Raw genomic sequence first — 13,651 nt, 5'->3', positions numbered from 1 at the left:
GGTCGGCGCGGGACAAAAACAATCTGCCGGCAGAGGAGCGAGCAATGAGCGATCAGGTGTCCACCATCGCAATGGCAGATACGGCGAAGCCTTCCGGCGTCCGCTGGAAGATATTCCTGCTGATGCTGTTCCTGATCTCGATCAACTATATCGATCGCGCCTCGCTCTCGGTCGCGATGCCTGTGATCGCCAAGGAGTTCGACATCGATCCGGCGATGCAAGGCTTGATCCTGAGCTCGTTCTTTTGGACCTACGCGCTGATGCAGGTGCCGGGCGGCATGCTCGCCGACCGCTTCAAGCCGCGCATCGTGATCGCGCTCGCGACATTGTTCTGGGGCTTCTTCCAGGCGCTGGCGGCGCTGTCCACCAGCTGGATGCTGCTGCTGCTGACCCGGCTCGGGCTCGGCGCGTCCGAAGCGCCGATCTATCCGGCCGGCGGCAAGCTCAACGCGATCTGGATGACGCAGACCGAACGCGGCCGCGGCGCCACCTTGCTGGACGGCGGCGCGCCGCTCGGCGCTGCGCTCGGCTCGATCGTGATCGCCTGGCTAATGGCGGCGTTCAGCTCCTGGCGCGTCGCCTTCGTCGTCGCGGGCATCGGCACCATGCTGTGCGGGCTGTGGGCCTGGTACTACATCCGCAACGCGCCGCGCGAGCATCCGTCGGTCAATGAAGCGGAAGCGCGCTATCTTGAGGAGGCGCATGCGATCGAGGACGCGGCGACGCCGCCGTCGTCGGGCGCAAGCGGGCTGGCCTATTTCCGCTTCCGCTCGGTCTGGTGCATGTGCCTCGGCTGGATGTTCTTCAACACCACCTTCTATGGCCTGCTGACCTGGATGCCGACCTATCTGTTCAAGGTGCACGGCTTCGACATCAAGGCGCTCGGCGGCGCATCCTTCATCATCTTCTTCGCGGGCTTCGTCGGCGAACTGGTCGGCGGCTGGATCGGCGACGGCTGGCGGGCCCGGGGCGGGGCGCCCAACACCGTGTTCCGCACCCTGTTCGGCATCGCGGCGATCATGGCGACGGTGTCGATCTTCCTGGTCGCCTACGTCACCAACGCGGTTGTGGTCGTGGTGCTGCTGTCGACGACGCTGTTCTTCTTGCGCTGGTGCGGCATGTACTGGGCGATCCCGTCGGCGCTGGCGGGCCGCGGCAAGTCCGGCTTCCTCGGCGGCTGCATGAATCTCGGCGGCAACATCGCGGGCATCACCACGCCCCTGATCGTCGGCTTCATCGTGCAGGCCACCGGCTCCTACTTCCTCGCTTTGATGTATTTCGCCGCCGCGGGAATTGCGCTGTTGATCTGCTCGACCCTGATCGACTACAGCCGCAAGCTCCCGGTCTAGAACGGATGCGGCCGAATCTGCCAAAGGTTCGGCCGCTTGACGAGGCTCACGAATGACACGTCCTATCAGGCTCGGCATGCTGACGCCGTCGTCGAATACCGCACTCGAGCCGATCACCTGCGCGATGCTGGCAGGCGTCGACGACGTCTCGGCGCATTTCTCGCGCTTCAAGGTGACGGAGATCGCGCTGTCGGAACAGTCGTTGCGCCAGTTCGACGCCAGCGAGATTCTGCGCGCGGCAGAATTGCTCGCCCATGCCAAGGTCGACGTCATCGCCTGGAACGGCACCTCGGCAAGCTGGCTCGGCTTCGACCGCGACGAGAACCTGTGCGAACAGATCACGGCGGCAACCGGAATCAAGGCCTGCACCACGGTGCTGGCCTATCGCGACCTGCTGCGGCGGATCGGCGCCAAGCGCATCGGCCTAGTGACGCCGTATCGCAGGGATGTGCAGGACAAGATCATCGCCAACTGGAATTCGGCGGGGCTGCATTGCTTCGCCGAGCGGCATTTGTCGCTGCAGGACAATTTCTCCTTTGCCGAGGTCAGCGAGGCCGAGGTCGCAGGCCTGATCGAGCAGGTGGTGCGCGAGGGCTGCGATGCCGCCGTCGTGCTCTGCACCAACATGCGCGGCGCGGGCGCTGCCGAACGGCTGGAGCGCGGTTTTGGCGTTCCGGTGCTGGATTCGATCGCAGTGACGCTGTGGGAGTGTCTCACAGCTGTGGGCTGCGATCTGTCGCGCGTGCACGGTTGGGGCAGCCTGTTCACCAACCCCGATCTGCGCGCAGCGACCGCGATCCCCGATCATGACGATAAAGGCGTGCGGTGACTGAAGCCAGGACCAAAGCAAAGGCGACCAGACGGAGTAAGGAACCCAAGCGCGCGATCACGGCGCAGCAGCGGCGCCGCCTGCGCGTGCCGCGGGTCGGACTGCACGAGCAGGCGGCGGCGCGGCTGCGCACCATGATCGTGCGCGGCGAGCTGGCGCCGGGACAGTCGCTCGGAGAGGCGGACCTGTCGGATGCGCTCGGCATTTCGCGGACCCCGCTGCGCGAGGCGCTGAAGCAGTTGGCGAACGAAGGCCTGGTTGAACTCAGGCTCAACCACAGTGCCGTGGTGGCGCCGTTCCGCCGCGCCGAGCTGACCGAATTGTTCGAGGCCGTCAGCGGCATCGAGCGCTGCGCGGCCGAGCTCGCCGCGCTGCGAATGGAGGACGCCGACTTCGAACGGCTCGACGCGCTGCAGGACAAGATCGAGTGGCATCACGGCCGCGGCGAGCTGCGCGACTATTTTCAAACTAACCAGCAGATCCATTCGGCGATCGTCGGCTTCGCCCGCAACGCGGTGCTGAAGGCGACGCATGAGGCGCTGCTGGCGCGGGCCGAGCGGGCGCGCTTCTTCGCGCTCTCGGTGCTCGGGCGCTGGGATGAATCAGTGCGCGAGCACCAGGAGATCCTGGCCGCGCTCAGGCGCCGCGATGCGCCGCGGGCCGGGCAGATGCTGGCTCACCACGTGCGCCGCACCGGCGAGATCGTAGCCGAGACGCTGGATGGCAAGGGAGATGAGGCCGCGGTGCCGGACACTCCCGCAAAGCCGCGCGGCCGCAAGACGAGGAACGTTGCGCCATGAAGATCCTGCTGCTCAATCCCAACACGACCGCGGCAGTGACGGATCTGCTCCATGCCGCCGGCAGCAAGGCGGCATCAGCCGGCACCGAGCTCGTGCCCGCGACCGCCTCGCGCGGCGTGCCTTATATCGCGACCCGCGCCGAGGCGCAGATCGGCGGCGTGATCGCGCTGGAGATGCTGGCCGAGGCCGGCCCGGGCATCGATGCCGCCATCATCGCCGCGTTCGGCGATCCCGGCCTGTTCGGCGCGCGCGAGCTGTTCGCGTTTCCGGTGGTCGGCTTGGCCGAGGCTGCGATGCTCACCGCCTGCATGCTCGGGCGGCGGTTCTCGATCGTGACCTTCGCCGGGGCGCTGGCGCCGTGGTACGAGGAGTGCGTCGCCATGCATGGGCTGAGTGCGCGGTGCGCCGGCATCCGCACGCTCGACGGCAGCTTCCAGTCGATCTCCGACGTGCAGGCCGAGAAGGAAGAGCTCTTGGTCGCGCTCGCCAACCGGGCGATCGAACAGGACGGCGCCGACGTCGTCATCCTGTCAGGCGCGCCGCTCGCAGGGCTTGCCGCGAAGGTCCGCGACCGCATTCCGGTGCCCGTGGTCGATCCGGTCGCGGCCGCCGTGCGCCAGGCGGAGACGCTTGCCGTGCTCAAGCCACGCAAGGCGGTCGCCGGCACTTTCCGCCGGCCCGATCCAAAACCGACGATCGGGCTGGCCGAGCCGCTAGCCGCCATCATCGAACATCGCTCACCGAAAGAGGGGACGGACTGATGTCCTTCGACACCATCATCCGCGGCGGCACCGTCGTGACCGCTGCCGACACCTTCGCCTGCGACGTCGGAATCCGTGACGGCAAGATCACAGCGCTCGGTCACGCTCTCGGCGATGCGGCCGAGATCATCGACGCCACCGACCGCCTCGTGCTGCCCGGCGGCATCGACAGTCACGTCCATTTCGCCCAGCCGTCGGGCGACGGCATCGTGATGGCCGACGGCTTCGCCAGCGGCACCCGCTCGGCGGCGTTCGGCGGCAACACCACCGTGCTGCCGTTCTGCCTGCAGGAGAAGGGCCAGACGCTCCGCGAGGCGCTGAAGCTCTATCATTCGTTGGCCGAAGGCGAATGCCATGTCGACGTCGCCTTCCATCTGATCGTCACCGATCCGACCGAGCATGTGCTGGGCCAGGAGCTGCCGGCGCTGGTCGAGGACGGCTACACCTCGCTCAAGGTCTTCATGACCTATGAGGGGCTGGCGCTGTCGGATCGCGAATTGCTCGAGACCATGTCGGTCGCGCGCGAGACCGGCGCGATGCTGATGGTGCATGCGGAGAACTTTGACGCCATCCGCTTCCTGACTGACCGGCTGGAGCGCGCCGGCAACACCGCGCCGCGCTTCCACGCGACCTCGCGGCCGATCCCGGTCGAGCGCGAGGCGACGCACCGCGCGATTTCGCTGTCCGAGCTCGTCGATGTGCCGATCATGATCGTACATGTCTCGAACCGCGAGGCGATGGACGAGATCCGGCGCGCGCAGCAACGCGGGCTGCGAGTGATGGGTGAAACCTGCCCGCAGTACCTGATGCTCACCGAGAAAGATCTCGATCAGCTCAACATGGAGGGCGCAAAGTACGTCTGCTCGCCGCCGCCGCGCGATGTCGCCAGCCAGCAGGCGTGCTGGGAAGGCCTGCAGCAGAAGGTGTTCTCGGTGTTCTCGTCGGACCATTGCCCGTTCCGCTACGACGACCCGCAGGGAAAGCTCGCGCCCAAGGGGCGCACCAGCTTCCGCTGGGTGCCGAACGGCATCCCCGGTGTGGCGACGCGGTTGCCGATCCTGTTCTCCGAGGGCGTCGTGAAGGGCCGCATCGACCTCAACAGCTTCGTCGCCTTCAGCGCCACCAACCACGCCAAGATCTACGGCCTCTATCCGCGCAAGGGCACGATCGCCGTCGGCTCCGATGCCGACATCGCGCTGTGGGACCCCAAGCGCAAGGTGACGATCCGCCATGAGCTGATCCATGACGGTTCGGACTACACGCCTTATGAAGGGCTAGAGGTCACCGGCTGGCCGGTGCTCACGATGGTGCGCGGCAAGGTCGTCGTCGACGACGGCACGCTGGTCGGCAGCAAGGAGCATGGCACATATCTGCCGCGCGCCAAGCCGCCGTCCGCCGCAACCATTCCGTGATATGAAGGACATTACCCGCGAACCAGAAGGCAGGAGACCAACATGCCCTACGCGACGACAGACGACGGCGTCCGTCTCTATTTCGAGGAGACCGGATCCGGCCATCCGGTGATCCTGGTCCATGAGTTTGCCGGTGACTTGCGCAGCTACGAGCCGCAGATGCGGCATTTCGGCAAGCGCTTCCGCACCATCGCCTACAATGCGCGCGGCTTTCCGCCGTCCGACGTGCCCGAGCAGGTCTCGTCCTACTCGCAGGCGCGTGCAGCCGACGATATTCTTGCCGTGCTCGATCACATCGGCGCGCCGAAGGCGCATATCATCGGCCTCTCGATGGGCGGGTTTTGCAACGCTGCATTTCGGCATCCGGCATCCAGCGCGCGCATTGTCGCTGTGTATCGGCGGCTGCGGCTATGGCGCCGAGCTCGACAAGCGCGAGACGTTTCGCGCCGAGGCCGACGTGATCGCCACCACGATCCGCAAGGAGGGCATGCCGGCGTTCGCCGAGCGCTACGCCTACGGGCCGACGCGCGTGCAGTACGAGAACAAGGACCCGCGCGGCCACGCCGAGTTCAAGACCATGCTGGCCGAGCATTCGGCGGTGGGATCGGCCAACACCCAACAGGGTGTGCAGAAGGAGCGTCCCTCGCTCTACACGCTGGTCGACGAGATGAAGCGCATCACGGTGCCGACGCTCATCATCACCGGTGACGAGGATTGGCCATGCCTGCTGCCGGGCGTCCTGATGAAGCAGAGCATCCCGTCGGCCGCGCTCGCCGTCATGCCGAACTGCGGCCACGCCATCAACATCGAGGAGCCCGACGAATACAACCGGATCGTCGCCGAGTTCCTGTCGCAGGTCGAAAGCGGCCGCTGGCCGCAGCGCGATCCCAGAGCGGTGAGCGCATCGATCACGGGGATGAAGGGCTAGGCTCGGGGCGCAATTGCCCCGTGCTCAAATGCTCGTGCGCAATCAGCCAACCGGATTGCTCTTTGCGAAACACTCTGGTTCCTCGGCCATCTCCGCCAATGTTCTCGCCGCGGACCCTGCCGGTCCATGCGAAGCTGTAGATGACGGCGGCCGAGGTGTCGGATTGCGTGATCCAGATCGATTCCAGGGTCGCGTAGCTGTAGTCATCGACCAGCTTCCAATTGGCCTGCATTGTGGAGGCGAAAGCGTCCCTGCCGCATATTGCCGTCCCGTTGCTATAGAACAGCACGACGTCATCGGTGAGAAATGTCAGCGCGGAATGGATGTCCCTCTCGATCAACGATGCAGTAAAATCGGCCATGCAAGTCTGTGGCGTGTTTGCGGGCATGTCTGCTCTCTGTTCTCAGCGGCGAATTGCGATAGGAGAAAATCGGCGCAATGCGGCGAGATCCTGGGTGATCCCGAGACCGCTGCCCTGATTGGCCTCGGTGACCAAGCTGATGCATTCGTCTTGAGTAGCGGTCTCTATTCCTACGCTCGGCTCTCCGCGGCCCAGATCACGGCGTCGGCCCCGGCGGCGATCCGCATCGGGCTCGACGGATCGGTCACCGCGCGCCACACCGCCTCGGCCACGTCCTGCGCGTGGGTGACAGGCCCTCCGTCGCCGAAGCGAGCGAAGACACTCTGCACGAGTTCGGCATAGGCCGCGTGGTCGAGGCCCTGCGCGTGGGCGCGTGCAGTATCGCCGAAGCGGGTCTCAGGCGAACGGCCCGGCAGCACCAGGCGCGCGCGCACGCCGAACTGCGCCAGCTCCAGCGCCATCGACTCGGTGAATGCGTTCACCGCCGCCTTGGTCGCGGTGTAGGACGCGATCAGAGGGATCGATCTCAACGTCACGCTCGAGGTGACGTTGACGACAACGCCGGCCCTGCGTTGCCTGAACTGCGGCAGCACTGCCTGCGTGAGGGCCATCGTGCCGAACGTGTTCGTCTCGAACAGCTCGCGGATCGTCGCCGTCGGTGTGGTTTCGAATGGCGACGCCGCGCCGACCCCTGCATTGTTGACGAGTGCGTCGATCGGTCCCGCGGCCTCGACGGCGCGATGGATGCTGTCGGGATCGGTGACGTCGAGCGCGTGCACGCGCAGATGCACCGAACGCGGCAGCACATCCTCGCGCGGCGTGTGCATCGTCGCGATGACGTTCCAGTCGCGGTCGAGAAAGTATTTCGCGGTTTCAAGTCCGAAGCCGGACGAGCATCCGGTGATCAAGATGGTGTTCATGTTGTTCTTTGGGGGCTCTTGGAAGTGATTTGACTGACACAGACGATAGGTGTCAGTGCCCGGACGCTCTATGTTTGAAAGTCCAAGAGTCATTTGCAGGAGTCCGGACATGATCGATCCTCTTGCGGAGGTCGTCACGCTGCTGCAGCCAAGCGCCCGGTTCTCGAAGGCCGTGGTCGGCGCCGGGGCGTGGCATGTCCGCCGCTCCGATGCCGGGCAACCGTTTTATTGCGTGGTCCTCCAGGGCGGGTGCCGGCTTGAGGTCGACGATCAAGAAGCGATCGAGCTAAAGGCGGGCGACTTCATTCTGGTCCCCGCGGCGTATGACGTCGCGATGTCGAGCCTCGCGCGGTTTCCCAAGCCGACCGCCGAAACACGTCCCGTCGCGCTCGCCACCGGAGAGTTCAGGATATCGGCGACCAGGACGGTCCAACCGATCTGCGGATGCTGATCGGCCATTGCAGCTTCGGCTCGGAGGACGCGAACCTGCTGGTGTCGCTGCTTCCCCAGCTGGTGCATGTGCGCGGCGAACCGCGGCTCGCCACCCTGATGCAGTTCGTCCGGGACGAATTCCGCGAACGCCGCCCGGCGCGCGAAGTGATCCTGGCCCCGTCTGCTCGAGGTTCTCCTGATCGAGGCGTTGCGCTCGACGGCGGGCACCGCGGCGTCGCGGGGTCTTGTGCGCGGGCTCGCCGACGAGCGTCTCGCTGTTGCGATCCGCCGGATGCATGAGAGCCCGACGCGGGCCTGGACGGTCGCGCAGCTGGCGAAGGAGGCGGCGCTGTCGCGTTCGGCATTCTTCGACCGGTTCAGCCGCGCTGTCGGCGTCGCACCGATGGAGTATCTGCTGGCCTGGCGTATGGCGATGGCCAAGAACATGCTCCGACAGAACGAAAGCGGCATCGCCGAAATCGCCGAACGTGTCGGCTACGGCTCAGCAAGCGCATTCAGCGTCGCCTTCACCCGCCATGTCGGATTGTCCCCGACGCAATATGCGCGGGAGCAGATCGAGCCGTGACGCGCGTGCCGGCGTCATCGCGATAGAGATCAATCCAACATCCTTCGCAAGCACTGCAACCGACGCGTGAATCGAGCGCGCGATGATGGATCGCTGTGATGAAACTTACACAGGGCTGTCATCGGCGATGGATAACTTGTCGCATGTCGACGTCATAAATCCTTAAAAAATGGGGCAAGAAGTGAAGGCGAAATTCCTTTCAACGGTCGGAGTCTGTCTGGTCGCTGCTGCTGCAGTTGTGTGCAGCGCCGCCGCTCACGACGATGATAGAGACCACGATCATCGTCATCCGCACGACATTCACACCGCAACGCCGATCAAGCATCTGGTCGTGATCTTCAACGAGAACCGCTCGTTCGATCATTATTTCGCGACCTACCCGAATGCGGCCAATCCGACCGGCTCGATTCCGTTCACGGCCAAGCCGCATACGCCGAAGGTCAACAACCTCGTCACCGCCAATCTGTTGACCAACAACCCGAACACCAATCCGGCCAACGGCACCGGCGCGACCAATCCGTTCCGGCTCGACCGCACGCAGGCCAACACGCGTTCGCAGAACCACGCCTATACGCCCGAGCAGCAGGCGGTCGACAACGGCAAGGAAGACCTGTTTCCGGAATTCACCGGTCGCGGCACTGCCGGCGGCGTCGGCGCCTTCGGCACCAACGGGCAGGTGATGGGCTATTTCGACGGCAACACCGTCACCGCGTTCTGGAATTACGCGCAGAACTTCGCGATGAGCGACAACAACTGGACCGACACCTTCGGTCCGTCGACGCCCGGCGCGCTCGAGGTGGTTTCCGGCCAGACCAACGGCGCGCAGAACATCGTCGGCACGTCATCGTCGATCGCCGACGGCCAGGGCGGCCTGACGCTGATCGGTGATACCGATCCTGCTTACGACTCCTGCTCGAGCACGACCAGCCAGGTCCTGATGACCAGCAAGAACATCGGCGACCTGCTCAATGCCGAAAAGATCAGCTGGGGCAGCTTCATGGGCGGCTTCGACCTGACGCTCAAGAACAGCAACGGCACCACCAACTGCGGCCGCAGCACGTTCTCGAGCAACGTCAACGGCACCATCGTGGATTACATCCCGCACCACGCCTGGTTCCAGTACTACAAGTCGACCGCCAACCCGACCCACGCGCGGCCGAGCTCGGTGAGCGCTGTGGGCCACACCTACGTTCCCGGCAGCAAGACGCTCGATCCGGCCAATCATGCCTACGATCTCGAGGACTTCTACGCTTCGGTGAAAGCCGGCAACCTCCCGGCCGTCTCCTACATCAAGATGCCGGCCTATCAGGACGGTCATCCCGGCAACTCCGACCCGCTCGACGAGCAGGCCGGCAATGTCGAGCTGATCAACTTCCTGCAGAAGCAGCCGGAGTGGCACGACACCGCGGTCATCATCACCTATGACGACTCCGACGGCTGGTACGACCACCAGTACACTGCGCCGATCAGCGCCTCGTATGATCCGACCGCCGACCAGGTCAACGGTCCCGGCCAGTGCGGCCGCGGCATCGGCAAGCAGACGCAGCCGAAGGGCCTCGAAGGCAAGCCGGTGAACGGCCGCTGCGGTCCCGGCACGCGGACCCCGTTCATCGTGATCTCGCCCTACGCCAAAAAGAACTTCGTCAGCCACACCCGCATCTCGCAGGCGTCGGTCGTGCGCTTCATCGAAGACAACTGGCTGCACGGCCAGCGTCTCGGCGGCGGCTCGTTCGACGACAGCGTCGAATCGATCTCGGACATGTTCGATTTCGATCATGGCCACGATCACGACCGCGACGATCGGCAGAACAAGCTGTTCCTCGATCCGACGGCCGGCACGGTGATCGTCAGCCCGTCTGACGATCATCACCACCACTAACGCTCTGGGATCACTGGACGTCATATGAACGGCCGCATGTTGTGGCTTCTCGGCGCCGGCCTGCTTTGCATGGCCGGCGCCGTTGCGGCAGTCGAGACCCAAGGACTCCCGGGGACGAATCCGCATCCGGTGCAGCTCAGGCGTCCGCCGGTCGCCCCGCTGTCCGGCATGGCGCAGCTCGGCCAGAAGATTTTCTTCGACGCGTCGCTGTCCTCATCGGGCGCATTGTCCTGCGCCTCCTGTCACAGCCCGGATCACGCCTACGGTCCGCCCAATGATGCGGCTGTCATGTTCGGCGGGCCCGCGCAATCGCGGCAGGGAACGCGCGCCGTTCCCGGCCTGACCTATCTGGAACGCCAGCCGAATTTCAGCATCGGGCCGGAGAAGGACGAGGACGACAATCTCGTCGACTTCGCGCAACTGGCCGCGGCCGGTCAGCAGGCTGCGCGTGCGAATAAGGTCGCGACCGGGACCGCGGCGTCGGCGGTCGACATCGTGCCGCAGGGCGGTCTGTTCTGGGACGGACGCGCCGATACGCTACAGGACCAGGCGATCTTCCCGCTGCTCGATCCCAACGAGATGGACGGCGGCAGCATCGAGGTGGTGGCGGGAAAGCTGCGCCAGGCGAGCTACGCCCCGCGCTTTGCCGAGCTGTTCGGCCCTCAGGTCTTCGACAACACGCGGTTGCTGGTTGCGGAGGCGATGTTCGCGGTCGCGCGCTATCAGGTCGAAGAACCGAGCTTCCATCCCTACACCAGCAAGTTCGACTACTGGCTGGAAGGCAAGACGCGGCTGAGCGAAAGCGAGTTGCGCGGCCTGCAATTGTTCAACGATCCCGACAAGGCCAATTGCGGCGGCTGCCATACCTCGGCGCCGACCCGCGACGGCCTGCCGCCGCTGTTCACCGATCATCAATATGAGGCGCTCGGCGCGCCGCGCAACGCCGCGCTCGCCGGCAACCGCGATCCCAATCATTTCGATCTCGGGGTCTGCGGTCCGTATCGCACCGACCTCGCCGAACAGACGCAATATTGTGGGATGTTTCTGACGCCGACCCTGCGCAACACCGCGACCCGCCGCGTGTTCTTCCACAATGGCGTCTTCACGAGCCTCGAGCAGGTGCTCGATTTCTATAACTTCCGCGATACCAATCCGGAGAAGGTGTATCCGCGCGCGGCGGACGGTACGGTGCGCAAATACGACGATCTGCCGGAGAAGCATCACGGCAATGTCGACGTCAGCGATCCGCCGTTCGAGCGCCATCTCGGCGACACGCCTGCGATGACCGCGCAGGATGAAGCCGACATCATCGCCTTCCTGAAGACGCTGACCGACGGTTACCAGCCAGAGCGGTGAGCGGCCGCGACGGCCCACAGCGGAACCCATACGTGAGTTGGCAGGTCCTCGTCATGCGCGCATACTGGGCGCATGAATGTGGTCGAAGGCAACGGTGCCAGAATCCCCGCGATCGGGCTCGGCACCTGGGAGCTGCGCGGGCGGACCTGCGCCCGCATCGTCGAGCAGGCGCTGCGGCTCGGTTACCGGCACATCGACACCGCCCAGATCTATGACAACGAGCGCGAGGTCGGCGAGGGGCTGCGCGCCTCTGGCGTCAAGCGCGACGATGTGTTCCTGACCACCAAGATCTGGACCACGCATTTCATGGCGAAGGATCTCGAACGTTCCGCCAAAGAGAGCCTGGCGCGGCTGCGTCTGACCGAGGTCGATCTGTTGCTGCTGCACTGGCCGCATCCGCACGTGCCGCTTGCCGAGACGCTCGGCGCGCTGGCGCGGGTCAAGCAGGCGGGACTGGCGCGGCATATCGGGGTCTCGAACTTCAACGCGGCGCTGATCGAGGAGGCGGTGGCGGCGTGCCCCGAGCCGCTCGCCTGCGATCAGGTCGAGTACCATCCTTATCTGGGCCAGGCCGACGTGATTGAGGCCTGTGCGCGCCATGGCATGGCGTTCGTCGCCTACAGCCCGATCGCGAAGGGACGCGTCAAGGGCGACCGCGCGCTGGCGCGGATCGGCGACCGCTATCGCAAGACGGCCGCCCAGGTCTGCCTGCGCTGGCTGGTGCAGCAGAATGTCTCGGCGATCCCGCGCACCTCGAAGCTCGAGCGGCTCCAGGAAAATCTGGACATCTTCGACTTCGAGTTGTCGGATGAGGACATGCAAGAGATTTCGGCGATCGGGAGCGTGGCCGCGCGCTGACAGGCCATCTGACGGCCTATGGCGCATCGGGCCCTTGCCTGTGAATCGCCACACGGAAAATGGCTGGGCAGCGGTCCGGATCATGCTATTGCGCTGGCCGATTGCGGTTTTGGACCGAATGGGGATTGAGGCAGGCGGGTTCCGGCCGGTATTGTGACCGGCGGGGAGACGACACTGATGTGATCGAGCGGGATGAAGTTTCGGCCAAACGCGGATCTGCTGGCGTCGGTGTTCGTGCACCTGATGCTGCTCGCGCTGATTTTCCTGTATTCGGAGGTGCATCAGTTCGATCCCGTCGCCGCTGACACGGTGCCGGTCGAGATCGTGACGCCGCAGGAGGTCGCCAGGAGCGAGGTCCAGACCGAGACCAAGCCCGATCCGGTGCCGAGCCCGTCGCCGACGCCCGAGTTCCAGTTGCCGTCGCTCGACAAGCCCGTGGACACCGCCAAGTCCGAACCACCGGCGCAAGCGCCCGCACCGCAGCCGCAGCAGGCCCAGCAGCCGCCGCCGCAGAAGCAGGTGACGCCGCCGGAGCCCAAACCCAGCCCAGCTCCGCAGCACGCCGCGGTCGAGCCGCCGGCACCGCAGACGCCGGCACAACAGACGCCACCGATGCCCCAGCCGATGGCGCAACAGGCGCCGCCGCCGTCGCAACCGGCCTATGCGCAGCCCGAGCCTGACCTGTCCGTCAAATACAATGTCCTGCTTGGCTTGCCGCCCGACATCCCCATCAAGCCGCTGGCCGAAGCGCCGCACGGCCCCGGTCCTGGCAAGGACAATTTCGACGCCGCCGCCACCGAGCAGGCCGACGTCGGCTCCAGCGTGGTCGCCGAATTCCGCCGTCATCTGAAGAGCTGCATGAAGCTCCCCGCGACGCTGAGCACCGGCGATGACGTCAGGATCAAGCTCCGGGTGTTCATGAAGCCCGACGGCAAGCTCGGCGCATCGCCGTTGTTGATCGAGGCCACCGCATCGGAGAAGGGGCCGCTGCTGCTCAAGAGCGCGACCGAGGCGCTGCAGGCCTGCCAGCCCTATGCGATGCTGCCGCGGGATCGCTACGGCGAATGGAAGGTGCTCGACCTTGACTTCACGCCGCGCGATTTTGCATCGTAGGGAGGGGACGAGCCGCGAACTTCGCCTCGCCCCGCGTGCGGGGAGAGGCATAGGCCGCCTTCGGCGG

Annotated in this window: 13 protein-coding genes and 2 pseudogenes; 13 read left to right on the top strand and 2 right to left on the bottom strand. The window is 65.4% G+C overall.

Annotation, left to right across the window (positions count from 1 at the left end; all coding sequences use genetic code 11):
• Positions 1 to 44: 44 nt before the first annotated feature.
• The 7 genes and pseudogenes from ACVIGA_RS02645 (at position 45) to ACVIGA_RS02615 (ending at position 6,079) form a co-directional block, all read left to right on the top strand.
• Positions 45 to 1,349, top strand: a complete 1,305-nt coding sequence (locus tag ACVIGA_RS02645; protein WP_420964419.1) for an MFS transporter — start codon at positions 45 to 47, stop codon at positions 1,347 to 1,349.
• A gap of 52 nt (positions 1,350 to 1,401) precedes the next feature.
• The gene (locus ACVIGA_RS02640) at positions 1,402 to 2,178 is read left to right on the top strand and encodes a maleate cis-trans isomerase family protein (RefSeq protein WP_456665183.1); all 777 of its coding nucleotides are present in this window, start codon (positions 1,402 to 1,404) and stop codon (positions 2,176 to 2,178) included.
• A complete protein-coding gene (locus tag ACVIGA_RS02635; RefSeq protein ID WP_456665182.1) occupies positions 2,175 to 2,978 on the top strand; it encodes a GntR family transcriptional regulator in 804 nt (267 codons plus the stop codon). Before ACVIGA_RS02640 ends, ACVIGA_RS02635 begins: the two co-directional genes overlap by 4 nt.
• Positions 2,975 to 3,739 (top strand): aspartate/glutamate racemase family protein, encoded by a 765-nt coding sequence (locus tag ACVIGA_RS02630; RefSeq protein WP_456665181.1) that lies wholly within the window; start codon positions 2,975 to 2,977, stop codon positions 3,737 to 3,739. The genes ACVIGA_RS02635 and ACVIGA_RS02630 overlap by 4 nt, the downstream gene beginning before the upstream one ends.
• On the top strand, positions 3,739 to 5,151 hold the full coding sequence (gene hydA, locus ACVIGA_RS02625) for a dihydropyrimidinase (RefSeq protein WP_456665180.1): 1,413 nt from the start codon (positions 3,739 to 3,741) through the stop codon (positions 5,149 to 5,151). Before ACVIGA_RS02630 ends, hydA begins: the two co-directional genes overlap by 1 nt.
• A 42-nt stretch (positions 5,152 to 5,193) precedes the next feature.
• A pseudogene (locus ACVIGA_RS02620) lies at positions 5,194 to 5,436 on the top strand (alpha/beta fold hydrolase); the annotation flags it as partial.
• A 97-nt stretch (positions 5,437 to 5,533) separates the two neighbouring features.
• Positions 5,534 to 6,079 (top strand): alpha/beta fold hydrolase, encoded by a 546-nt coding sequence (locus ACVIGA_RS02615; protein WP_456671012.1) that lies wholly within the window; start codon positions 5,534 to 5,536, stop codon positions 6,077 to 6,079.
• Here the strand turns inward: ACVIGA_RS02615 and ACVIGA_RS02610 are convergent.
• Both ACVIGA_RS02610 and ACVIGA_RS02605 read right to left on the bottom strand, forming a co-directional pair.
• Positions 6,060 to 6,440 carry a YybH family protein gene (locus ACVIGA_RS02610; RefSeq protein WP_456665179.1) on the bottom strand — a complete coding sequence of 127 codons (381 nt, stop codon included), beginning with the start codon at positions 6,438 to 6,440 and terminating at the stop codon, positions 6,060 to 6,062. The genes ACVIGA_RS02615 and ACVIGA_RS02610 overlap by 20 nt on opposite strands.
• 170 nt (positions 6,441 to 6,610) lie before the next feature.
• The gene (locus tag ACVIGA_RS02605) at positions 6,611 to 7,360 is read right to left on the bottom strand and encodes an SDR family oxidoreductase (protein ID WP_456665178.1); all 750 of its coding nucleotides are present in this window, start codon (positions 7,358 to 7,360) and stop codon (positions 6,611 to 6,613) included.
• Positions 7,361 to 7,430: 70 nt separating this feature from the next.
• Here ACVIGA_RS02605 and ACVIGA_RS02600 point away from each other — a divergent pair.
• From ACVIGA_RS02600 to ACVIGA_RS02575, 6 genes and pseudogenes are all read left to right on the top strand, one after another.
• Positions 7,431 to 8,092, top strand: a pseudogene (locus ACVIGA_RS02600) (cupin domain-containing protein).
• Entirely contained in the window at positions 8,085 to 8,378 is a 294-nt protein-coding gene (locus tag ACVIGA_RS02595) for a helix-turn-helix transcriptional regulator (protein WP_456665177.1), read from the top strand. The pseudogene ACVIGA_RS02600 and the gene ACVIGA_RS02595 overlap by 8 nt, the downstream one beginning before the upstream one ends.
• Positions 8,379 to 8,559: 181 nt before the next feature.
• A complete protein-coding gene (locus ACVIGA_RS02590; RefSeq protein ID WP_456665176.1) occupies positions 8,560 to 10,257 on the top strand; it encodes a phospholipase C in 1,698 nt (565 codons plus the stop codon).
• 36 nt (positions 10,258 to 10,293) lie between these two features.
• The gene (locus ACVIGA_RS02585; protein ID WP_456665175.1) at positions 10,294 to 11,613 is read left to right on the top strand and encodes a cytochrome-c peroxidase; all 1,320 of its coding nucleotides are present in this window, start codon (positions 10,294 to 10,296) and stop codon (positions 11,611 to 11,613) included.
• Between the two features lie 72 nt (positions 11,614 to 11,685).
• Positions 11,686 to 12,471 carry an aldo/keto reductase gene (locus ACVIGA_RS02580; RefSeq protein WP_223967475.1) on the top strand — a complete coding sequence of 262 codons (786 nt, stop codon included), beginning with the start codon at positions 11,686 to 11,688 and terminating at the stop codon, positions 12,469 to 12,471.
• A gap of 192 nt (positions 12,472 to 12,663) precedes the next feature.
• The gene (locus ACVIGA_RS02575; RefSeq protein ID WP_456665174.1) at positions 12,664 to 13,584 is read left to right on the top strand and encodes a hypothetical protein; all 921 of its coding nucleotides are present in this window, start codon (positions 12,664 to 12,666) and stop codon (positions 13,582 to 13,584) included.
• Positions 13,585 to 13,651 lie beyond the last annotated feature (67 nt).

This window comes from Bradyrhizobium sp. USDA 3240 (assembly GCF_054063295.1).
This window is presented reverse-complemented; position numbering and strand designations above follow the sequence as displayed.

Bases quoted from the DNA above. Each gene is read 5' to 3' on its own strand.
- ACVIGA_RS02645 (WP_420964419.1), top strand. From the start codon at position 45: ATGAGCGATCAGGTGTCCACCATCGCAATGGCAGATACGGCGAAGCCT.
- ACVIGA_RS02640 (WP_456665183.1), top strand. From the start codon at position 1,402: ATGACACGTCCTATCAGGCTCGGCATGCTGACGCCGTCGTCGAATACC.
- ACVIGA_RS02630 (WP_456665181.1), top strand. From the start codon at position 2,975: ATGAAGATCCTGCTGCTCAATCCCAACACGACCGCGGCAGTGACGGAT.
- hydA (WP_456665180.1), top strand. From the start codon at position 3,739: ATGTCCTTCGACACCATCATCCGCGGCGGCACCGTCGTGACCGCTGCC.
- ACVIGA_RS02610 (WP_456665179.1), bottom strand. From the start codon at position 6,440: ATGGCCGATTTTACTGCATCGTTGATCGAGAGGGACATCCATTCCGCG.
- ACVIGA_RS02605 (WP_456665178.1), bottom strand. From the start codon at position 7,360: ATGAACACCATCTTGATCACCGGATGCTCGTCCGGCTTCGGACTTGAA.
- ACVIGA_RS02595 (WP_456665177.1), top strand. From the start codon at position 8,085: ATGCATGAGAGCCCGACGCGGGCCTGGACGGTCGCGCAGCTGGCGAAG.
- ACVIGA_RS02585 (WP_456665175.1), top strand. From the start codon at position 10,294: ATGTTGTGGCTTCTCGGCGCCGGCCTGCTTTGCATGGCCGGCGCCGTT.
- ACVIGA_RS02580 (WP_223967475.1), top strand. From the start codon at position 11,686: ATGAATGTGGTCGAAGGCAACGGTGCCAGAATCCCCGCGATCGGGCTC.
- ACVIGA_RS02575 (WP_456665174.1), top strand. From the start codon at position 12,664: ATGAAGTTTCGGCCAAACGCGGATCTGCTGGCGTCGGTGTTCGTGCAC.